Below are 18,860 nucleotides of genomic sequence, written 5' to 3'. Positions count from 1 at the left end.
GCCGCCCGCACCCGTCTTCAGGACAGCACCACACCTCCTGCCCGTTCGATGGCGGCGGCGACGTCGGTGTCGGTGTTGTTGTCGGTGATCAGCCCGGTGACCGCGCTCAGGTCACAGACCTGGTACGGCGCGACCTGGCCGACCTTCGACGAGTCGGCCAGGATGTAGCTGCGGGCGCTGTTGGCGATGATGGTGCGCCGGACATCGATTTCGTCGAGGTGGAAGTCGGTGAGCCCGGCCTCGGCGTGCACCCCACCGGATCCGAGTAGGGCGATGTCCGGGTAGATGCCGGCAAAAAATGCTGTGGTGAATGCGCTCGAGCACGCCAGGTCACCGGCGCGTACCCGGCCGCCGGCCAGCAGCACCTCGATGCCGGGCCGGTCCGCGAGCTCGACCGCTACGGGCAGTGACGGGGTGGCGACCGTACCGGTGAAGCTGCGCGGGATGGCTTGGGCGACGGCCACCGCGGTGGTGCCGATGTCGATGACCACGGTCTGCCCGTCTTCGAGCAGGCCGGCCGCCACGCGTGCCAGCTGCACTTTTGCCTGGTGGCCGATCATGGCGCGTTCCGAATAAGACGGCTCGATGCCCCGGCGGTTTGCCACCGGGGCCGCTCCTCCGTGTACGCGGCGCAGCGCGCCACGTTCCTCGAGCAGCGCCAGGTCCCGTCGCACGGTTTCGGCGGACACCCCCAGTCGCCGGACCAGCTCGTCGGTGCTGACGGCCGGCGCGGTGCTGATGGCCTCGACTATCGCCTCATGGCGTTCGACGGGCAGCATCTAACGCCTCGATGTGGATTTCTGACTGTGCATGACTGCAAGTGTGGAGTGCCCTGGGTCACTCGTCAACCGGAACGGCGCGACTCGGCACGGCTCGACTCAGGCGGTGATACCTGAAGTGAGAATGGCCGCGAGCTCCCGATAGGCGGCCGCGTCGTCCAGTCCGACACTGCGCTGCACCGCACGCTGCTGGATGCGCACCATCATGGTGCTGGCCAGATCAGCGGCAAAAGCCGCATGCACCTTCCGGAACTCGCCGCGGGCCACCCCGTCGGCAATCATCTGCTGCACCCGCTGCGCCGCCATCCGGGTGTTGAGCTCGTAGGCCTCGCGAGCCGGGGCAAACGCATCGAGGTCGGCCATGAACTGGGGTGACGCAACAGCCAGCACGTCGCCGACGGCAGCCAGGTAGGTGCTGATCAACTCCCGCGCACCGTTGACCTCGGCGACCCGCTTCTCGACGTCGAGGGTGGCGCGCCGGAAGAAGTGGACCACGCCCAGCGAGACCAGCTGCTCCTTGCTGCCGGCCAGCGTGTAGAGCGTCGACTTCGAGCAGTGCAACCGCCCGGCGATGTCGTCGAGTGTCAGATGCACAAAGCCCTCAGCCAGGAAGATCTCGACGAGCGCATCGAACAGCTGGGCACGCCGTTTGGTGCCGAACTCCGAGCGTCCCGCCGTAGCCATGGCCCAAATAGTACTGAGACGACCATTGCAGTACTGGGTACTCCACCGATACTCTGAGCCAGACTTCAGTACTACATGCAGTATTAGCGAAGGAGACCCGATGGCGGTCGAGCGCCTGCTTCCCACGGCCGAAGCCCACGAGCTGATCGAACTGGTCCGCGACATCGCCGACAAGACGCTGTCGCCGATCGTCGATGACCACGAGAAATCCGGCGACTACCCCGCCGAGGTGTTCCCTACGCTCGGCGCCGCCGGGCTGCTGAGCTTGCCCTTTCCCGAAGAATGGGGCGGCGGCGACCAGCCCTACGAGGTGTACCTCCAGGTACTCGAAGAGCTCGCGTCCCGCTGGGCGGCAGTGGCCGTCGCCGTCAGCGTCCACAGCCTCGCCTGCCAGCCCGTGCTGCTGTTCGGCACCGACGAACAACGGGCGAAATGGCTGCCGGAGATGCTCGGCGGGACCACCGTCGGCGCGTACTCACTCTCGGAGCCGCAGGCCGGTTCCGACGCTGCCGCGCTGACCTGCCGCGCCGAGGTCACCGACGGCGGGTACGTCGTCAACGGGGCCAAGGCCTGGATCACCCACGGCGGCATCGCCGATTTCTACAATCTGTTTGCCCGCACCGGGGACGGCTCCCAGGGCATCTCCTGCTTCCTGGTTCCGGGCTCGACACCGGGCCTGACCTTCGGGAAGCCGGAGGAAAAGATGGGCCTGCACGCGATTCCCACCACGGCGGCCTACTACGACGACGCCGTTGTTCCCGCTGAGCGCCGGATCGGACACGAGGGGCAAGGCCTTCCCATTGCGTTCAGCGCCTTGGATTCCGGCCGCCTCGGCATCGCCGCGGTGGCCGTCGGGCTGGCCCAGGCCGCGCTCGACGACGCCGTTGCGTACGCCCTCGAACGCACCGCCTTCGGCCGGAAGATCATCGACCATCAGGGGCTGGCGTTCCTGCTGGCAGACATGGCCGCGGCCGTCGACTCCGCGCGCGCCACCTATCTCGACGCCGCCCGGCGGCGCGACGCCGGGCTGTCGTACTCGCGGCAGGCGTCGGTGGCCAAACTCATCGCCACCGACGCCGCGATGAAGGTGACCACCGATGCGGTGCAGGTGTTCGGCGGATACGGCTACACCCGCGAATACCGCGTCGAGCGGTACATGCGCGAAGCCAAGATCATGCAGATATTCGAAGGCACCAACCAGATCCAACGCATGGTGATCGGCCGGGCACTCGCGAGGTCGTAACCCGGTCACCACTGTCTCGGTGGGCCCGCACCCGTCCCGATCAACCGTACGGTAGCTTCCCTGGAGTGGATGCCCTTGCACCGATCGGCCCATGGATGACCGAGCGCGGTCTCGGTGCGGGACCACTCGAGAACATCACCCCGATCACCGGCGGCACCCAGAACGTCATGCTGCGGTTCGAGCGCTCGGGACGGCCCTATGTGTTCCGGCGCGGCCCCCTGCACCTGCGCCCGGTGAGCAACAAGGTGATCCTGCGCGAGACCCGCGTCCTGCAGGCACTCGCCGGATCCGACGTGCCGCATCCCCGGCTGATCGCGGTGTGTGACGACACGTCGATCCTCGGCGACGCGGTGTTCTACCTGATGGAACCGGTCGACGGGTTCAACGCCGGAGCCGAGTTGCCCGCCCTGCACGCCGGAGACGCACAGATCCGCCACGCCATGGGCCTGTCGATGGCCGACGCGCTGGCCAGGCTGGGCGCCATCGACCATCGGGCCGTCGGCCTCACCGACTTCGGGAAACCTGATGGGTTCCTCGAACGGCAGGTGCCGCGCTGGCTGTCCGAACTGGAGTCCTACAACGGATTCGACGGTTACCCCGGTGCGCAGATCCCCGGACTCGACGCCGTCACGACCTGGCTGCAGCAGCATGTTCCCGCGCACTGGCAGCCGGGCATCATGCACGGCGACTACCACTCGGCCAACGTCATGTTCTCCCCCACCGGACCCGACGTGGTCGCGATCGTCGACTGGGAGATGTCCACCATCGGCGACCCGCTGCTGGACCTCGGCTGGATGATGGCCACCTGGCATCTGCCCGGTGAGCCGGAAGTGCTCCACCACGCGCTGATGCAAGCCGGCGGTGTCGCCTCCCCGGCCGAGATCATCGCCCGCTACGGGCAGAACACCACACGCGACCTGTCCGCCATTTCCTGGTACGCGACCATGGCGTGTTTCAAACTCGGCGTCATCCTCGAAGGTAGCCATGCCCGCGCAGGCGCGGGCAAGGCACCCAAAGAGCTTGGCGATCTGCTACATGCCGCGACGCTGCTGCTCTTCGAGCGTGCGCAGAAGTTCATCGACGGAATCCTGTGACCGATCTGCGATTCCCGATGAGCTGGCCGCGCAGCGCGCCAAAAGTTCACAACCAACCCATAACCCACCGAGTAACGAGGAGCCCGTCACCATGAGTGTGCTCGATTCATTCCGCCTCGACGACAAGGTCGTCATCGTCACCGGCGCCTCCTCCGGGCTCGGCGTGGCGTTTGCGCAGGCATTTGCCGAAGCCGGCGCGGATCTCGCACTCGGTGCCCGCCGTGTCGAGAAGCTCTCGGACACCGCAGCTTTGGTATCCGCAGCCGGGCGTCGCGTGATTGCGGTGGGCACCGACGTGTCCGACCCGGCCGCCTGCCAGGCACTGGTCGACGCCACCGTGGCCGAGTTCGGCCGAGTAGATGTGTTGATCAACAATGCCGGTATCGGCACCGCCGTCCCCGCCACCCGGGAAACCCCCGACGAGTTCCGCAACGTCGTCGACGTCAACCTCCACGGCTCCTACTGGATGGCACAGGCGTGCGGCCGGGTGATGCAACCGGGCAGCGCCGTGATCAACATCGCCAGCATCCTGGGGATCACCACCGCCGGGCTACCGCAGGCGGCCTACGCCGCCTCCAAGGCCGCGGTCATCGGCCTGACCCGAGATCTGGCCCAGCAGTGGGGCGCTCGTAAAGGCATCCGAGTCAATGCGCTGGCGCCCGGCTTCTTCGCCTCCGAGATGACCGACGAGTACAAACCCGGCTACCTGGATTCGCAGCTGCCGCGGGTGCTGCTGGGCCGCACCGGCGACCCGGCCGAACTCGCCGCAACCGCCGTCTGGCTGGCCTCACCGGCCGGCGGCTACGTCACCGGCCAAACCATCGTGGTCGACGGCGGTTTGACAATCAACTGAGCGAATCAGGCTGACTGTCAACCAGTCCTGCGAGCGGCGATCGCAAAGTTCAAGGGAATGCGCGGGACACCGGCAGGCAGGACCCAGCCCTGTGGACTCGGAACCAGTGCGGGAAAGGCCCGCCAGTCCATGTAGGGAAGCTCCGCGAGCGCCTCGATGCGCAAGCCGGCGTCCAGGAGCGCACCGGTGACACAGCAGATGGCCGCAGATCTGCACACCGTGCTGCTCGACGCCCTCACCGAGATGGACGTGCCCGAACCGGCCCTGGAAGCGCGACGGCCGGCCTCCCTGGTGGCCGGCCTGTCCCTGGACGCCGTGACCGCCCACGGGAGCGTCACGCCCGCCACCATCCGGAAGGTCCTGCGACTGCACGTGGACGAGCTTTCACCGGGCCGCGACGGCTGACTGAAATTCTCTGTCGAGTGCGCCCAGACTCCGGACGTTCTGCCCGGGATGACCAGGGCCCGCGTTCGCCAACCGGAACACCGGGCGGATGCCTCTGCACAACAGGCGCGGCGGGACGCCTCCCCAGAGGGCCTGGCGTGGATTACGCGGCGCCCGTATCAGCGGACCATGGCCACCCGTCGTCCGGAACGCCCTGAGCCCGACAAGACACAGCAGCAGCTCTCACACTCCGAGCTGTCGACGACCGAGACGCACTGTCACCACGAGCACACCCGCCCCCCGATATGCGGTCAGCGCTAGAGGGTTTGACAGGCCCTGAGACCGGCGAGTGAAAGTGGGCAAAAAGCAACAGCTCCCGGGCGTGTCGCTCATGCCGCGGGAGTCGTTGGTGCTGCTTCCAAAGTGCGCCCGAAGGGATTCGAACCCCTAACCTTCTGATCCGTAGTCAGATGCTCTATCCGTTGAGCTACGGGCGCTTGGGTGGTGCTATTCAGTTATGTGGCGGAGGCGAGAGGATTTGAACCTCCGGTCCCCTTTAAGGGGGACAACTCATTAGCAGTGAGTCCCATTCGGCCGCTCTGGCACGCCTCCTTGAACGTCCTTTGGAGATTACCGGACCCGCTTGGAGCACCGGAACCGCCGAGGCAAGAGCGTACATGCACTCACATATGCTGACCAAATGACCGCCCGACTGCGCCCACTGATGGCCGACCTTCCGGCCTACACACCGGGCAAAACCGTGCCCGGCGCGATCAAGCTGGCCAGCAACGAAACCGTCGACGGACCACTGCCCAGCGTGCGCGCCGCCATCGCGAAAGCCGCCGACAATCTCAACCGGTACCCGGACAACGGGTACGTCGAGCTGAAAGAACACCTGGCCAAGCATGTGAACTTCGCGCCGGAGAACATCGCGGTCGGCTGCGGTTCGGTGAGCCTGTGCCAACAACTGATCCAAATCACGGCCACCGTCGGCGACGAGGTGATGTTCGGCTGGCGCGCCTTCGAGGTGTACCCGCTGCAAGTCCGGGTGGCCGGCGCCACTCCGGTGCAGATTCCGCTCAAAGATCACATCCACGACCTGGACGCGATGCTGGCGGCCGTCACCGAACGCACCCGGCTGATCTTCATCTGCAACCCGAACAACCCGACCTCGACAGTGGTGGACCCGGCGAAGCTGGCGGCCTTCGTCGAGGCGGTTCCCAGCGACATCCTGATCGCCATCGACGAGGCCTACGTCGAGTACATCCGCGACGGGTTGAACCCCGACAGCCTCGGCCTGGTTCGCAACCATCCCAATGTGGTTGTTCTCCGCACGTTCTCGAAGGCGTACGGGCTGGCCGGGGCCCGGGTCGGCTACGCCGTGGGTGATCCCGACGTGATCGTCGCGCTCGGCAAGGTCTACGTGCCGTTCACGGCGACCAGCCTGAGCCAGGCTGCCGCCATCGCCTCGGTGCAGGCAGCAGACGAGTTGATGGCCCGCACGGACGCGGTGGTCGCTGAACGCGCCCGGGTTTCGGCGGCGCTCCGCGACTACGGCTACCAACTGCCGGACCCCCAGGCCAACTTCGTCTGGCTGCCCCTGGGGCCCGACCGCACCGCCGACTTCGTCGAGCAGGCCGCCAACGCCCGGATCCTGGTGCGGCCGTACGGCACCGACGGGGTGCGTGTCACCATCGGCGCCCCACACGAGAACGACGCCTTCCTGGCCTTCGCTCAGGGCTGGATCTGACGCCGGTCTGGCCTGGCCACCGTCGTGGCACTACCGTCGTGGGCATGAAAGCCCTCGTCGTCGCGGCTCTCACCGTGGGGTGCCTGTTGTCCGGCTGCACCAAAACCACCGACGGCGTGGTGGCTCAGACCACCGAGCCGGTGTCGGCTGCCGGTATGACGTGCAGAGATTTCAACACCCTCGGTGAGCGGGACCGCGCCGCGGTGGTCGACGAGATCCTCGCCGGCGAGGACAGCGAGCCGCCGCCGTTTGTCGCGGGCCTCGCCCAGGTGATCTGCCAGGCAATCCCCCAGGCCGACCTCGAGGACGTCTTGCTCGGCTTCTCCAGGCCCTGACCCGACACCCCGACCAACGGGTCCCTACCAACCGGTTAGCCTGGTCTCTCATGGGTGACGTTTACGAATCGCTGTCGATCGACATCACGGACCACGTCGCACGGGTGACCCTGCTGGGTCCCGGCAAGGGCAACGCGATGGGGCCGGCGTTCTGGGCCGAACTTCCCGTGGCGTTCCGCGGCCTCGACGCCGATCCCGACGTGCGGGCCATCGTGTTGACCGGTTCGGGCAAGAACTTCAGCTACGGCCTGGATCTGGCGGCCATGGGCGACACCCTGTCACCGATGCTCGCCGACGGAGCCCTGGCGCGGCCCCGCGCCGACTTCCACACCCGCCTGCGGCAGATGCAGGACTCGATCACCGCCGTCGCCGACTGCCGCACCCCCACCATCGCGTCGGTGCACGGCTGGTGCATCGGCGGTGGCGTCGACCTGATCAGCGCGGTCGACATCCGCTACGCCAGCGCCGACGCCAAGTTCTCGGTGCGTGAGGTCAAGCTGGCGATCGTCGCCGATGTCGGCAGCCTGGCCCGGCTGCCGCTGATCCTGTCCGACGGGCATCTGCGTGAACTCGCCTTGACGGGTAAGGACATCACGGCTGCCCACGCCGAGAAGATCGGATTGGTCAACGACGTCTACGACGACGCCGAAGCGAGCCTCGCCGCAGCGCACGCCACCGCCGCCGAGATCGCGGCCAACCCCCCACTGGTGGTCCAGGGCGTCAAGGACGTGCTCGACGAGCAACGGACCGCTCAGGTGGCCGCCAGCCTGCGCTACGTGGCGGCGTGGAACTCGGCATTCCTGCCGTCGAAGGATCTGACCGAGGGAATCACGGCGATGTTCGCCAAGCGCCCGCCCGAGTTCACCGGCGAATAGCACTCACCTGGGCTTGGCTGCCGGCCAGCGGGACCATCAGCATCGGCACCAGGAATGGTGGCACCGTCACCATCGACAAGGACGGAAACTTCACCTACACCCGGAATGTCAACAACGCGCAATCACATCAGGCCGCCAAGATCGGCGCGGCCGACAACGAGCGCAATGACTACATCGACATCACGGTGGCAGACGGTTACGGTGGCAGCAAATTGCCGGCAACATCGACACCATCAATGTCAACGATGCCGACGGCGACAGCCTGACGTTCTCGCACAACGGGTCGAGCTTCACGTTCGGTGGTCACGGTGTCTCCACCAGCACCCTGCGGGGCGGAAACACGCTCACCGTGCACGACGGGTACTACGTCGTTGTACACGGCGTGGCCACCAGCACACCGTCGAGCACCACGAGGTCGTGGTAAGCCCGCGCGGAGGCTGACGGACGACACGGGATGCCAAGCACCGACTCGTCTCCCCGGGCCGATACAGCGGCAAAACGGTAACGAGTTCTCGGCACGGCACCGGCAATGGGTAACCGGCCCTGAACAGCGATTATTAGCCAGATATGGCCTTCGAGCCGACTAGCTTAGAGGTTTATATTGCAACGCGTTCTACTTTGATTATTTACGTGACTGTAACTTTATTTTCGGATACGGTCCGCGGTGCCTGACATCACGCTCAACCTAGGGGTCCCCATGCATGTAAGCGCTCGCTCGTACCTCACCGCCGGGGTCGCGATGATGGGAGCAACCGCCCTCATCGCCGCACCGATCTCGGCAACACCGCCCGACATCCAAGTCCCGGCCATCTCCTCGGTCGAGGTCAACCTGGCGGCAGCAGTGGACCCCATCACACCGTGGCTGAACGTCTTCGAAGATGCCTTCAGCAACGTGGTGGGCATCGGCACGGCGGTAGCGTCCGATCCCGCACCGGCCCTGCGCCAGCTGATCATCAACTGGCTCGGCTACAGCGAAACGGTGGTCACCGGCCTCGTGGGCACCGGGGAGTCCTTCATCACCTGGGCGACCGAAAACGTCCCGGCAAGCTTGCAGGCGGTAGCCGCGAATCTTGCCCAGGGTGACGTCACGGGCGCGGCCCAAGAAGTCAACAACCTCATCGTTTCGGTGCTGCTTGCCGCCTTCCCCCTCTTCGATGTCCTGGCGATCCCCAGCCAGATCGCGGACTCCCTTGCCCGGGTCGTCACCACGGTCACGAGTCTGGACACCATGCTTCCGCTCATCTCCGGCGTTCTGAGCCCAATCATGAGCGTCGTCTCGGTACTCGGCACCCAGGGTCAAGCACTGGTCGACGCCGTCGATACCGGCGATCTGCTGGGCGCACTCAACTCCATCATCAACACCCCCGCCGCCGTCACCGGCGCGTTCCTGAACGGCGACGCGGACAACTACCCGGGTCTTCTCACCTTCCTGCCGCATGCCCCGGGCGCCGGCCTCATCGGAGCGCTGCTCGTCGCAATTCCCAAGGCCATCGCGGAGGCCCTCGCTCCGCCGTCATCCGCACGATTCGCCTCGCAGACGACTGGGGACCCCGCCGCCGCCGTGCCCGACCTGACCGCTGCGACGATCACCCTGGACACCCCTGTCGACACGGTCATCGAAACACCGGAGACCGCGGTGGTCCCCGCGTCCAACACTGCCGGCGCCGAGGAAACTGCCGAAACCACCACTGCCACTGCGGATGTCACTGCCGAAGCAGAGCCGGTCGCAGGTGGCACCGAAGCGCCGGACACGGGAGCGACGACTGGCGGCGACTCCGACTCCACCGCGGAGGTGGAAGCGCCGACCAAGAAGGCCGCTGAGAGCCTGAAGCGCTCTGCCGCCACGGATCGCACCGCGGCCGGCAAGACCGGCGACAGTAAGTCCGGTGACAGCGACCGCAGCAGCCAACGCGGCAGCAAGTCCAGCAGCAACGCATCGACATCCGAGCGTAAATCGTCTGCGGGAAGCAGCTCATCCGGCAGCAGCGACAGCGACTAGAGATTTCAGGAGTACCCGTCGGCCCCCCTTCCGCAGCGGCGGGAGGGGTCGACGTGCGTCCGCAGCAGCGCCAGTCGTTTCGTTCGCTTGCCCTGTCACCTCGGGACCAGCCGGTTGTCGTACCCCGCTGTCAGTATTCGCCTATGTTGCCGGTCGCCCACAGCCCCTGCGCGCGCGACGTCGCGCTATGGGTCGCGGGCGGCGATCAGCCGGCGTTCACGTCCGCTCTGGCCGCGCACGAGAACGCCTCGTGGACAAGCGGACATACGGGCGGCGTTGACGAATCCGTGGCGACCTTCGACGACCGGGAGTGGTGGATTGCCCGCCGCCTCGCCCGCCAGGGGTACAACGTCATCGCTCTACCACTGCGGCAAGTCTGCGGCCTGCGCTCGCCCGACGCCGCTGTGGGCAGTCTGCTGGTCGAGTTCAAAACCTACACGGGTCTGGATCCCAAGCAGCTGCTCTGCAGAGTCGGTCATGCGCGGCCGCAGGCAGACCGCGTGGTGGTCGGCCTTGAGGCGCAGTGGGATTCAGCGCTGGTGCGGAGTGTGTTCCGCGTGGCCAGCGATTCGGCTCACCGGCGCGGAATGCGGGCGGTGATGTTCACCGGCGATGACTTCCAGTTCGAGTGGGGCGATTGGAACGCGTCCCTCATCGGTGGCTGACCGACGCTCAGCCACCGATGCGATTCCAAACCTTGCCGCGGCCGACACCCACGGACTCACAGTGCATCCCGAACTGAGCCGAGTCCGGGAACTGCTCCCGGATCGCTGCCAGCAGGTCTTCGCCGAGGGATTCCCGAAGCCGCGCAGTCTGATCGGTGCTGGTCCTCGAACACATGCCGATCGAGCACCGGATCTCCCCTTGCTGAGTAACGGGCACGAATCCCGGTCACACCGTCGCCGAGCACCATCATGGCGGGTCCGGCGGTTCGCGGCCCCCGCAACCAGGAGAGATGGACGATCCAACGAAGTTCACTAGACCGCTATCATCTCGCGGTGACCGACAGCAACGTTCCTCCTCAGTACTCGTACGACCCGCAAAACCCGTACGGAGCATCCGCTCCGCACCCGGCGGCCGTCGAAGTGTCTGAAAAGTGGCGCAGCCGGTTCGACTTCTTCTCACGCTACGGTCAGCCCGGATCCTCCCCCAAAGCGACGGTCGCGTTCAAACAGCTCTCATTCGGACAGCGGATACGGCTGGGAGCGAACGGTCCAGCGTTCGTCTTCGGCCCGATCTACTTTGCCATCAAGGGTCCCTGGCGAAAGGGCCTCAGCCTCTTCGGTATTTCGATCGTCTTGAGCTTCTTCGTTGCGCTCGTCGAGTACCTCCTGGACTTCGATTTCCCGGCAGTCAGCTACGGCGTCGCCATCGGGCTGCTCTACTCCAGCACCGCGAACTGGGCCTACTTCCTCCACGTCACCCGCGGCAGCACCAGCTGGAACCCGTACGAGGGCACCCCATTGTTCCGGCGAAAGAGCTGACGCGGAAGCGCGCAGAGCTGGAGCGCCGATCGGTAAGACAGAGCGTCTGGTGGGTGTAGCACCAGCGACGCGATATTCGGTGACGAGGTAGTCCGATCGGCTGGCGGTAGCCGCGCGGCCTTTTACCGGTCGAGCCGACCCGGTGCGTGCTACGTTGTGCGGCTCGAACCGATCACGCGGAGAGGACATCAGGATGCCCGGCTTGTAGACAGGCTGCCGCCCCCGCAGCCGTACGGACGCTGCGGGCAGCCTGCCGAAGGCAGGGAATCCGATGTCCGACACCGACGCTCACCGCCCCGACTGGGTGCAGTGCAACGACCAGCGAGGCGACGCCGTCGCCGCGCACTCCTACCGATGCCACGAGTCCGGCGGTGTTGCGTGCGACCTGCCCGCGTGGCCGGTCGACAAGCACCACCTCGACACCAGGTGCAGCTACGTCCCCACCGCAGAGCTGTGGCAGCGGATCTACGGGGACACCTACGTGACACCTCGGGGTCGCAGGCTCCACCGCCGTGCCTGGTCCGCCTCCGAGCGCGCCGCGCAGCGGGCGATCCTGCGGAGCCTCACGCGAGACGCGATGCGCGGTGGCCACGTGGACGAAGACGTGATCGACAACCGGCAGACCCACCGTCACGTGGTGTACGGCGGCGGGTGGTGGGACTGAGGCAGGGATACCCGGCCCGATATCGCAGCCCAGGTGTCATGAGGCGGATTCCCGGGCGCTGTACCCAGCCCCGGAAACCGGACTGAAGAGCGGTGGCGGAGGGATTTGAACCCCCGGTCGGTGTTAGCCGACTCTCGCTTTCAAGGCGAGTGCATTAGGCCGCTCTGCCACGCCACCGTCGACCAGCGTAGCGGTGCGGCACCGCGTCCCGAAATCGACATACGGGCCGGTGGCGATCAGGCCCGGCCGAACTTTCCGGGCCGATCCACATGTTTGAGTGCGGTGCTGATCCGACGACAGTTTTCCCCCATCGCCGCCATCTGCGGACGGGAGAGCTGACCGAGAAAATGTGCCCGGACACCGTCGCAGTAAGTGATCATCGCCTGCTGCACCGCCTCGCGGCCCTCATCGGTGATGGCCGCCAACACCCCGCGTCCGTCATCCGGACTCGCAGTGCGTCGGACCAATCCCTGCGCCTCGAGCCGCCTGATCTGACGCGTCACCCGGCTGGGCAGCGACAACAGCGCCTCAGCCAGATCCCCCATTCGCGCCGACCCGGTGGCAGACCTATCCAGAATGTCGAGCAGCCGTACATCGCTGAGCGTCAGCTGATGCGAATCGGTGAGGCCCCGATTCAAAGCGGCGTATATTCGCAGCGCCGAATCGAGGAAGTGTTGCCACGCCCTCTCCTCGGCAATATCGAGCCCAGGCATATCGCTTGCAGTACGCCCGGCAATCATCCCCTCCATCAGCTGATGGTAAGCCCTAGACGCCGCGCAGGGAGCGTGAATTTGAGGGTAGTAGCGTAGCGAATATGCATGCAATTGTCGCGGATTCGCCTGTTCAGCTGGCGTGGCGGGAAACACCGGAGATAACCCCTGGCGACGGAGAAGTACTGATCAAGGTCGCCTGCGCGGGAGTCAACCGGGCAGATCTGCTTCAGGCTGCGGGCAACTATCCGCCCCCACCGGGGGCCAGCACCACCATCGGGCTGGAAGTGTCGGGGACGGTGGCAGCGCTGGGCTCCGGGACCACCAACTGGCAGATCGGGCAAGAAGTGTGCGCTTTGCTGGCGGGTGGGGGCTATGCCGAGTACGTGGCTGTGCCCGCCGGTCAGGTGATGCCGATTCCGGCGGGGGTCGGCCTGGCTGAGGCAGCGGCGCTTCCGGAGGTCGCGTGCACCGTCTGGTCCAACCTGATCATGACGGCTCACCTGTCCCCTGGACAGCTGCTCCTAGTCCATGGCGGCGCCAGCGGCGTCGGCACTCATGCCATCCAGGTGGCGCACGCTCTCGGCGCCCGCGTAGCCGTCACCGCCGGGTCACCCGAAAAGCTCGAACTGTGCCGCGATCTCGGCGCCGACATCACCGTCAACTATCGCGGTGAGGACTTCGTGTCCCGGGTCAGGGAGGCCGCCGGCGGCTCCGGTGCCGACGTCATCCTCGACATCATGGGCGCCGCCTACCTCGACCGGAACGTCGACGCCCTGGCCGTAGACGGGCAGCTGATCGTGATCGGCATGCAGGGCGGGGTCAAGGGCGAACTGAACCTGGGCAAGTTGATCGGCAAGCGGGCCCGCGTCATCGGCACGGCGCTGCGGGGACGGCCCGTTGAGGGCACGACCGGCAAGGCCGCCATCGTGCAGGCAGTCACGGACTCGGTGTGGCCGATGATCGCCTCCGGGAAGGTCCGCCCGGTGATCGGCGCCACCTTGCCGATCGAACGCGCAGCCGAGGCGCACCGCCTGCTGGAATCGGGCGACGTCACCGGGAAAGTCCTGCTGACGGTGTCCTAGCCCGGCCGACGATGCGGGCGTGGGCGCCACCCCCAACGAAGCCAGGGGGCACACAAGCCCGGGGAGTGAGGGCCGGGCTCAGAGTTCCTAGCCGAGACTGGCCAGGGCCCGCACCAGCTGGTCCACCTCGTACATCGTCGAGTAGTGCGCCAGCCCGACGGTCACCGCACCACCGATGTCGTTGACCCCGATGACGTCGAGCACCCGCGAGGTTGCGTTCGGAATGGCCAGTACGCCGTTGTCCGCCAGCCGTTGCACCACACGTTCGGCGGGCACGTTCTGCACGGCGAAGCTGACCACCGGGATCCGCTCCTCGGGCGCACCGATCACCATCACCAGCGGCAACGACCGCAGCGACGACAGCAGATAGGCGTACACCCGGTCCAGGTATGCCGACGCGGATTGCATTGAGACCGCAAGCCTTTCGCGGCGCGAGCCACTGGCTGCCTCATCCAGACCGGCCAGGTACTCGATGCTGGCCACCACCCCGCCCAGCAGGCCGTACTGATGCACGCCCATCTCGAGACGCGCCGGACCCACCGCATAGGGATTCATCGACACCGAACCGAAAGTGTCGATGAGCGCCGGATCACGAAACACCAGCGCACCGATCGGCGGCCCGCCCCAGGCCACAGCATTGACCGCCACCACATCGACATCCAGCTCCTGGATGTCGATCAGTCGGTACGGAGCCGCCGCCGTGTGATCGACCACCACCAGACCGCCGATGTCATGGGCCACCTTGCTGACCTCACGCAGATCGACCAACGTGCCCAGGGTCGCCGACGCCGACGCGATCGCGACCAGCCGAGTGGGCTTGGTGATCAGGCCCTCCCACTGCCAGGACGGCAGCTCACCGGTCTCGATGTCCACCTCGGCCCACTTCACCTTGGCGCCGTAACGGTTCGCCGCCCGCAACCACGGAGAGATGTTGGCCTCATCGTCGAGCCTGGTCACCACCACCTCGTAACCGAGGCCGGCCCGCGACGACGACGCATCGGCCAGGGATGTCAGCAGAATGGCCCGATCGGCGCCGAGCACCACACCGCGCGGATCTCCGTTGACCAGGTCCGCTACCGCCTGCCGTGCCGCTTCCAACACTGCCGCGCTGCGGCGCGCCGACGGGTGCGGCCCGGCCGCGCTGGACATCGAGGTGCGGAAAGCGGTGGAAACCGTGGTCGACACCGAATCCGGCACCAGCATTCCGGCCTGGGCATCCAGGTGCACCCAGCCGTCGCCCAGAGTCGGATGCAGACCACGCACCCTGGCGACGTCAAATGCCATGCCAGCCACCTTAGAGGTCTCGATACACGCCCGACGACGGGTAGCCCCACTACCCAAACCCCCACCGGGCCACTGGCTGGCCATATTAGTCCAGGGAGGGCGCCGCGCGGAGCCCTAACCGGCCTGCAGTTGCTGACACAGCAAACCAGGTTGTTTGAAATGACCAGACACGTGGCGACAACGTTTGCCCGGTCGGTAGGGTCGGCACGTGAACCGGTCGGCCGAGCGGTTACCGGCGGGCGCCGGCACCCGGAGCGGGCGGCGCTCCGAAGCGACGGGCACCGGACGGACTACTGTCGCTAGGCAGACAGCGCATCGAGTGGGCACCACCACGGGCCCAGAACACCACGGGCAAAGAGGACAAAGAAGTGAGCACGGACGACGACAACATCGAGATCATCGGAGTCGACCCGCAGCTGATGGGAGGCGGCGACGACGACAAGTCGGTGACCGACCTGGTGCAGCAGCCCGCCAAGGTGATGCGGATCGGCACCATGATCAAGCAGCTCCTCGAAGAGGTGAAGGCGGCGCCGCTGGACGACGCGAGCCGCAACCGGCTGCGTGACATCCACCGGACGTCGATCGCCGAACTCGAAGACGGCCTGGCCCCTGAGCTACGCGACGAGCTCGAACGGCTGGCGTTGCCGTTCAGCGATGACGCGGTGCCCTCGGACGCCGAGCTGCGGATCGCGCAGGCACAGCTGGTGGGCTGGCTCGAAGGGCTGTTCCACGGCATCCAGACCGCGCTGTTTGCCCAGCAGATGGCCGCCAGGGCGCAGCTCGAACAAATGCGTCAAGGCGCTCTCCCACCGGGGGCCGGCGTGCCGGGCCAGCCACGCAGCGGAACCCATCCGGGCACCGGGCAGTACCTGTAGGACGCCGTGAGCTCCCCCACTCAACCGCATATCGAGACCCGTGAGGCCTGGGTCGAGTTCCCGATCTTCGATGCCAAATCGCGGTCACTGAAGAAGGCCTTCCTGGGCAAGGCCGGTGGAACCATCGGGCGCAACGCCTCCAACGTCGTGGTGATCGAGGCGCTGCGCGACATCACCCTGTCGCTGGAGATGGGCGACCGGGTGGGTCTCGTCGGGCACAACGGTGCCGGCAAGTCCACCCTGCTGCGGCTGCTGTCCGGGATCTACGAGCCCACCCGCGGTTCGGCGACGGTCCGCGGCCGGGTGGCCCCGGTGTTCGATCTCGGCGTCGGCATGGATCCCGAGATCTCCGGATTCGAGAACATCATCATCCGCGGCCTGTTTCTCGGCCAGACACGCAAACAGATGCTCGCCAAGGTCGACGAGATCGCCGACTTCACCGAACTCGGTGAATACCTGTCGATGCCGCTGCGCACCTACTCCACCGGTATGCGGGTGCGATTGGCGATGGGTGTGGTCACCAGCATCGACCCCGAGATCCTGCTGCTCGATGAAGGTATCGGCGCCGTCGACGCCGAATTCCTCAAGAAAGCCCAGACCCGGCTGGCCGCGCTGGTGGAACGCTCCGGAATCCTGGTGTTCGCCAGCCATTCCAACGAATTCCTGGCCCGGCTGTGCAAGACCGCCATGTGGATCGACCACGGCACCATCCGGATGAGCGGCGGCATCGAAGAGGTGGTCCGCGCCTACGAAGGCGACGACGCCGCCCGCCATGTCCGCGAGGTGCTCGCCGAGACGGCACGCGATCGGGCTGTGCCGAATGACTGACACGGTGTTCGCCGTGGTGGTCACCCATCGTCGTCCCCAGCAACTGGCGCAATCACTGAATGCGCTGACGACCCAGACCCAACGACTGGACCACCTGATCGTCGTCGACAACGACTGCGACGATCAGGTACGGGAACTCGTTGCTGCACAGCCTGTTCCGACCACCTACCTGGGTTCGCAGCGAAACCTCGGCGGTGCCGGCGGGTTTGCGCTCGGCATGCTGCACGCGTTGGCGGCCGGCGCCGACTGGATCTGGCTGGCCGACGACGACGGCCGCCCGCACGGCTCCGATGTGCTGGCGACCCTGATGAATTGTGCGCAGACCCATCAGCTCGGCGAGGTGTCACCGATGGTGTGCGATCTCGCCGATCCGCAGCGGTTGGCATTCCCGCTGCGCCGCGGGCTGGTGTGGCGCCGTCACGTCGACGAACTGCGGGTTGACGGCGCCGGCGATCTACTGCCCGGTATCGCGTCACTGTTCAACGGAGCGCTGTTCCGGGCGGCGACGGTGGAAGCCGTCGGGGTACCGGATCTGCGGCTGTTCGTGCGCGGCGACGAAGTGGAGCTACACCGGCGGCTGGTGCGCTCCGGGGTGCCCTTCGGCACCTGCCTGAACGCGGTCTACGTGCATCCGCAGGGCAGTGACGAGTTCAAACCGATCCTTGGTGGCCGGATGCACACCCAGTATCCCGACGACGCCACCAAACGCTATTTCACCTACCGCAACCGTGGATACCTGCTGTCCCAGCCGGGGCTTCGCAAGCTGCTGCTCCAGGAATGGGTGCGGTTCGGTTGGTTCTTCCTGGTGTCCCGGCGCGATCCCGCCGGGCTGCGTGAGTGGATCCGGCTGCGGCGGTTGGGTCGACGCGAAAGGTTCCAGCGATGACATTCGTCGATGCGGCGGCACAGTCCAAGACGTTCTACCGGGCCCGACGTGACCTGGTCGACGGGTTCAACAAGCGCGAGCTGTGGCTGCACCTGGGTTGGCAGGACATCAAACAGCGCTACCGGCGTAGCGTGCTGGGCCCCATCTGGATCACCATCGCCACCGGCACCATGGCTGTGGCGCTGGGCGGGCTGTACTCCAAGTTGTTCAATCTCGAATTGGCCGAGCATCTTCCGTACGTGACGCTGGGCCTCATCATCTGGAACCTGATCAACGCCTCGATCCTCGAAGGCGCTGACGTGTTCGTCTCCAACGAAGGCCTGATCAAGCAGCTACCGACACCGCTGTCCGTGCATGTCTATCGACTGGTGTGGCGCCAAGTGCTGCTGTTTGCCCACAACATCATCATCTTTGTCATCATCGCCATCATTTTTCCGCAGAACTGGTCGTGGGCCGATCTGATGTTCATTCCGGCGCTGGCGCTGATCGTGGTGAACTGCATCTGGGTGGCGCTGTGCTTCGGCATTCTTGCCACCCGGTACCGCGATATCAGCCCGCTGCTGTTCAGCTTGGTGCAGCTGCTGTTCTACATGACGCCGATCATCTGGAACGACCAGACGCTGCGGAACCAGGGCGCCGGCAACTGGGCCAAGATCATCGAGTTCAACCCGCTGCTGCACTATCTCGACATCGTGCGGGCGCCGCTGCTGGGCGCCGAGCAGGAGCTGCACCACTGGGTGGTGGTGATCGTGCTGACCATCGTCGGCTGGACGGTCACCGCATTTGCCATGCGCCAGTACCGCGCTCGCGTGCCCTACTGGGTCTGACCGGCCGGGGATCGGCAGCCGTGGTTCACGGATCGTCGGGGGCGCCGGTCTTGAATTCATGCTGCGTCTGGTAACCAAACCGAGGCGTCGTGGGCCGCCTTGATTTCGACGGCTGGAGCCACAAGTCGCACTACGCTCCCTATCCTGAAGTACGGAGCTCTTCATGGGCGGTCGGTGGCCGTACAGTCGCCTCTCAGAGAATCTGGCGAGTTTCACGGCCT

General features: G+C 66.2%; 21 protein-coding genes, 3 tRNA genes and 1 pseudogene. 16 read left to right on the top strand and 9 right to left on the bottom strand.

Going from position 1 to position 18,860, the window contains the following annotated elements; all coding sequences use genetic code 11:
* Nucleotides 1-17: 17 nt before the first annotated feature.
* Together WBB07_RS15520 and WBB07_RS15515 are read right to left on the bottom strand one after the other, a co-directional pair.
* Complete coding sequence (locus tag WBB07_RS15520) at nucleotides 18-779, bottom strand: DeoR/GlpR family DNA-binding transcription regulator (RefSeq protein WP_526309185.1); 762 nt, start codon at nucleotides 777-779, stop codon at nucleotides 18-20.
* 99 nt (nucleotides 780-878) lie between these two features.
* Nucleotides 879-1,463, bottom strand: coding sequence for a TetR/AcrR family transcriptional regulator (locus WBB07_RS15515; protein WP_526309183.1), 585 nt, complete (start codon nucleotides 1,461-1,463; stop codon nucleotides 879-881).
* Between the two features lie 100 nt (nucleotides 1,464-1,563).
* Here WBB07_RS15515 and WBB07_RS15510 point away from each other — a divergent pair, with 100 nt between their 5' ends.
* The 3 genes from WBB07_RS15510 to WBB07_RS15500 all read left to right on the top strand — a co-directional run bounded on the left by WBB07_RS15510 (nucleotide 1,564) and on the right by WBB07_RS15500 (nucleotide 4,653).
* Nucleotides 1,564-2,706, top strand: a complete 1,143-nt coding sequence (locus tag WBB07_RS15510) for an acyl-CoA dehydrogenase family protein (protein WP_526309181.1) — start codon at nucleotides 1,564-1,566, stop codon at nucleotides 2,704-2,706.
* A 95-nt stretch (nucleotides 2,707-2,801) separates the two neighbouring features.
* A complete protein-coding gene (locus tag WBB07_RS15505) occupies nucleotides 2,802-3,800 on the top strand; it encodes a phosphotransferase family protein (protein WP_526309252.1) in 999 nt (332 codons plus the stop codon).
* 91 nt (nucleotides 3,801-3,891) lie between these two features.
* Nucleotides 3,892-4,653 carry an SDR family NAD(P)-dependent oxidoreductase gene (locus WBB07_RS15500; protein WP_526309179.1) on the top strand — a complete coding sequence of 254 codons (762 nt, stop codon included), beginning with the start codon at nucleotides 3,892-3,894 and terminating at the stop codon, nucleotides 4,651-4,653.
* A gap of 17 nt (nucleotides 4,654-4,670) precedes the next feature.
* On the opposite strand, the pseudogene WBB07_RS15495 reads toward WBB07_RS15500, so the two are convergent.
* Nucleotides 4,671-4,844, bottom strand: a pseudogene (locus WBB07_RS15495) (class I SAM-dependent methyltransferase); the annotation flags it as partial.
* Here WBB07_RS15495 and WBB07_RS15490 point away from each other — a divergent pair.
* Nucleotides 4,810-5,058 (top strand): TetR family transcriptional regulator C-terminal domain-containing protein, encoded by a 249-nt coding sequence (locus WBB07_RS15490; protein ID WP_526309177.1) that lies wholly within the window; start codon nucleotides 4,810-4,812, stop codon nucleotides 5,056-5,058. The pseudogene WBB07_RS15495 and the gene WBB07_RS15490 sit on opposite strands and share 35 nt — an antisense overlap.
* Before the next feature lie 403 nt (nucleotides 5,059-5,461).
* On the opposite strand, the gene WBB07_RS15485 is transcribed toward WBB07_RS15490, so the two are convergent.
* Both WBB07_RS15485 and WBB07_RS15480 read right to left on the bottom strand, forming a co-directional pair.
* Nucleotides 5,462-5,534 (bottom strand) — tRNA-Arg (locus WBB07_RS15485).
* Nucleotides 5,535-5,557: 23 nt separating this feature from the next.
* A tRNA-Ser gene (locus tag WBB07_RS15480) sits at nucleotides 5,558-5,649 on the bottom strand.
* An 88-nt stretch (nucleotides 5,650-5,737) separates the two neighbouring features.
* On the opposite strand from WBB07_RS15480, the gene hisC reads away from it, so the two are divergent.
* The 5 genes from hisC (at nucleotide 5,738) to WBB07_RS15455 (ending at nucleotide 10,661) form a co-directional block, all read left to right on the top strand.
* Nucleotides 5,738-6,787, top strand: a complete 1,050-nt coding sequence (gene hisC / locus WBB07_RS15475) for a histidinol-phosphate transaminase (RefSeq protein WP_526309175.1) — start codon at nucleotides 5,738-5,740, stop codon at nucleotides 6,785-6,787.
* A gap of 44 nt (nucleotides 6,788-6,831) precedes the next feature.
* Nucleotides 6,832-7,122, top strand: a complete 291-nt coding sequence (locus WBB07_RS15470) for a hypothetical protein (RefSeq protein WP_526309173.1) — start codon at nucleotides 6,832-6,834, stop codon at nucleotides 7,120-7,122.
* Between the two features lie 50 nt (nucleotides 7,123-7,172).
* Nucleotides 7,173-7,997 carry a crotonase/enoyl-CoA hydratase family protein gene (locus WBB07_RS15465; protein ID WP_526309171.1) on the top strand — a complete coding sequence of 275 codons (825 nt, stop codon included), beginning with the start codon at nucleotides 7,173-7,175 and terminating at the stop codon, nucleotides 7,995-7,997.
* A 697-nt stretch (nucleotides 7,998-8,694) separates the two neighbouring features.
* Entirely contained in the window at nucleotides 8,695-9,996 is a 1,302-nt protein-coding gene (locus WBB07_RS15460) for a hypothetical protein (protein ID WP_526309169.1), read from the top strand.
* A gap of 143 nt (nucleotides 9,997-10,139) precedes the next feature.
* Nucleotides 10,140-10,661, top strand: a complete 522-nt coding sequence (locus tag WBB07_RS15455) for a hypothetical protein (RefSeq protein ID WP_526309167.1) — start codon at nucleotides 10,140-10,142, stop codon at nucleotides 10,659-10,661.
* 7 nt (nucleotides 10,662-10,668) lie between these two features.
* Here the strand turns inward: WBB07_RS15455 and WBB07_RS15450 are convergent, their stop codons facing one another.
* Complete coding sequence (locus tag WBB07_RS15450) at nucleotides 10,669-10,878, bottom strand: hypothetical protein (protein ID WP_526309165.1); 210 nt, start codon at nucleotides 10,876-10,878, stop codon at nucleotides 10,669-10,671.
* Nucleotides 10,879-10,994: 116 nt separating this feature from the next.
* Here WBB07_RS15450 and WBB07_RS15445 point away from each other — a divergent pair, with 116 nt between their 5' ends.
* Nucleotides 10,995-11,480 carry a DUF2628 domain-containing protein gene (locus tag WBB07_RS15445; RefSeq protein WP_526309163.1) on the top strand — a complete coding sequence of 162 codons (486 nt, stop codon included), beginning with the start codon at nucleotides 10,995-10,997 and terminating at the stop codon, nucleotides 11,478-11,480.
* Between the two features lie 271 nt (nucleotides 11,481-11,751).
* Entirely contained in the window at nucleotides 11,752-12,144 is a 393-nt protein-coding gene (locus WBB07_RS15440) for a hypothetical protein (protein ID WP_526309161.1), read from the top strand.
* 90 nt (nucleotides 12,145-12,234) lie between these two features.
* Here the strand turns inward: WBB07_RS15440 and WBB07_RS15435 are convergent.
* Together WBB07_RS15435 and WBB07_RS15430 are read right to left on the bottom strand one after the other, a co-directional pair.
* Nucleotides 12,235-12,321 (bottom strand) — tRNA-Ser (locus tag WBB07_RS15435).
* A 59-nt stretch (nucleotides 12,322-12,380) separates the two neighbouring features.
* Nucleotides 12,381-12,893 carry a MarR family winged helix-turn-helix transcriptional regulator gene (locus tag WBB07_RS15430; protein WP_526309159.1) on the bottom strand — a complete coding sequence of 171 codons (513 nt, stop codon included), beginning with the start codon at nucleotides 12,891-12,893 and terminating at the stop codon, nucleotides 12,381-12,383.
* Nucleotides 12,894-12,958: 65 nt separating this feature from the next.
* Here WBB07_RS15430 and WBB07_RS15425 point away from each other — a divergent pair, with 65 nt between their 5' ends.
* Nucleotides 12,959-13,939 carry an NAD(P)H-quinone oxidoreductase gene (locus WBB07_RS15425; protein WP_526309157.1) on the top strand — a complete coding sequence of 327 codons (981 nt, stop codon included), beginning with the start codon at nucleotides 12,959-12,961 and terminating at the stop codon, nucleotides 13,937-13,939.
* Nucleotides 13,940-14,026: 87 nt separating this feature from the next.
* Here the strand turns inward: WBB07_RS15425 and WBB07_RS15420 are convergent, their stop codons facing one another.
* Nucleotides 14,027-15,223 (bottom strand): cysteine desulfurase-like protein, encoded by a 1,197-nt coding sequence (locus tag WBB07_RS15420; RefSeq protein WP_526309155.1) that lies wholly within the window; start codon nucleotides 15,221-15,223, stop codon nucleotides 14,027-14,029.
* 419 nt (nucleotides 15,224-15,642) lie between these two features.
* Between WBB07_RS15420 and WBB07_RS15415 the strand changes: the two genes are divergently transcribed.
* From WBB07_RS15415 to wzm, 4 genes are read left to right on the top strand one after another with little or no spacing between them, the layout of a single operon-like run.
* The gene (locus tag WBB07_RS15415) at nucleotides 15,643-16,098 is read left to right on the top strand and encodes a proteasome activator (protein ID WP_526309250.1); all 456 of its coding nucleotides are present in this window, start codon (nucleotides 15,643-15,645) and stop codon (nucleotides 16,096-16,098) included.
* A 6-nt stretch (nucleotides 16,099-16,104) separates the two neighbouring features.
* Nucleotides 16,105-16,926 (top strand): galactan export ABC transporter ATP-binding subunit Wzt/RfbE, encoded by an 822-nt coding sequence (gene wzt, locus WBB07_RS15410; RefSeq protein ID WP_526309153.1) that lies wholly within the window; start codon nucleotides 16,105-16,107, stop codon nucleotides 16,924-16,926.
* Nucleotides 16,919-17,812, top strand: coding sequence for a galactofuranosyltransferase GlfT1 (glfT1, locus tag WBB07_RS15405; protein WP_526309151.1), 894 nt, complete (start codon nucleotides 16,919-16,921; stop codon nucleotides 17,810-17,812). The genes wzt and glfT1 overlap by 8 nt, the downstream gene beginning before the upstream one ends.
* Nucleotides 17,809-18,639 (top strand): galactan export ABC transporter permease subunit Wzm/RfbD, encoded by an 831-nt coding sequence (gene wzm / locus WBB07_RS15400; RefSeq protein ID WP_526309149.1) that lies wholly within the window; start codon nucleotides 17,809-17,811, stop codon nucleotides 18,637-18,639. The genes glfT1 and wzm overlap by 4 nt, the downstream gene beginning before the upstream one ends.
* Nucleotides 18,640-18,860 lie beyond the last annotated feature (221 nt).

Source organism: Mycobacterium sp., assembly GCF_049647605.1.
Classification (GTDB): Bacteria; Actinomycetota; Actinomycetes; order Mycobacteriales; family Mycobacteriaceae; genus Mycobacterium.
Note: the sequence above shows the minus strand (reverse complement) of the source record. Positions and strands in the feature narration are given on the sequence as shown.

What these genes read in the sequence shown, in the direction of transcription:
- WBB07_RS15520 (WP_526309185.1), bottom strand. Translation starts at nt 779, where the DNA reads ATGCTGCCCGTCGAACGCCATGAGGCGATAGTCGAGGCCATCAGCACC.
- WBB07_RS15515 (WP_526309183.1), bottom strand. Translation starts at nt 1,463, where the DNA reads ATGGCTACGGCGGGACGCTCGGAGTTCGGCACCAAACGGCGTGCCCAG.
- WBB07_RS15510 (WP_526309181.1), top strand. Translation starts at nt 1,564, where the DNA reads ATGGCGGTCGAGCGCCTGCTTCCCACGGCCGAAGCCCACGAGCTGATC.
- WBB07_RS15505 (WP_526309252.1), top strand. Translation starts at nt 2,802, where the DNA reads ATGACCGAGCGCGGTCTCGGTGCGGGACCACTCGAGAACATCACCCCG.
- WBB07_RS15500 (WP_526309179.1), top strand. Translation starts at nt 3,892, where the DNA reads ATGAGTGTGCTCGATTCATTCCGCCTCGACGACAAGGTCGTCATCGTC.
- WBB07_RS15490 (WP_526309177.1), top strand. Translation starts at nt 4,810, where the DNA reads ATGCGCAAGCCGGCGTCCAGGAGCGCACCGGTGACACAGCAGATGGCC.
- hisC (WP_526309175.1), top strand. Translation starts at nt 5,738, where the DNA reads ATGACCGCCCGACTGCGCCCACTGATGGCCGACCTTCCGGCCTACACA.
- WBB07_RS15470 (WP_526309173.1), top strand. Translation starts at nt 6,832, where the DNA reads ATGAAAGCCCTCGTCGTCGCGGCTCTCACCGTGGGGTGCCTGTTGTCC.
- WBB07_RS15465 (WP_526309171.1), top strand. Translation starts at nt 7,173, where the DNA reads ATGGGTGACGTTTACGAATCGCTGTCGATCGACATCACGGACCACGTC.
- WBB07_RS15460 (WP_526309169.1), top strand. Translation starts at nt 8,695, where the DNA reads ATGCATGTAAGCGCTCGCTCGTACCTCACCGCCGGGGTCGCGATGATG.
- WBB07_RS15455 (WP_526309167.1), top strand. Translation starts at nt 10,140, where the DNA reads ATGTTGCCGGTCGCCCACAGCCCCTGCGCGCGCGACGTCGCGCTATGG.
- WBB07_RS15440 (WP_526309161.1), top strand. Translation starts at nt 11,752, where the DNA reads ATGTCCGACACCGACGCTCACCGCCCCGACTGGGTGCAGTGCAACGAC.
- WBB07_RS15430 (WP_526309159.1), bottom strand. Translation starts at nt 12,893, where the DNA reads ATGGAGGGGATGATTGCCGGGCGTACTGCAAGCGATATGCCTGGGCTC.
- WBB07_RS15425 (WP_526309157.1), top strand. Translation starts at nt 12,959, where the DNA reads ATGCATGCAATTGTCGCGGATTCGCCTGTTCAGCTGGCGTGGCGGGAA.
- WBB07_RS15420 (WP_526309155.1), bottom strand. Translation starts at nt 15,223, where the DNA reads ATGGCATTTGACGTCGCCAGGGTGCGTGGTCTGCATCCGACTCTGGGC.
- WBB07_RS15415 (WP_526309250.1), top strand. Translation starts at nt 15,643, where the DNA reads ATGGGAGGCGGCGACGACGACAAGTCGGTGACCGACCTGGTGCAGCAG.
- glfT1 (WP_526309151.1), top strand. Translation starts at nt 16,919, where the DNA reads ATGACTGACACGGTGTTCGCCGTGGTGGTCACCCATCGTCGTCCCCAG.
- wzm (WP_526309149.1), top strand. Translation starts at nt 17,809, where the DNA reads ATGACATTCGTCGATGCGGCGGCACAGTCCAAGACGTTCTACCGGGCC.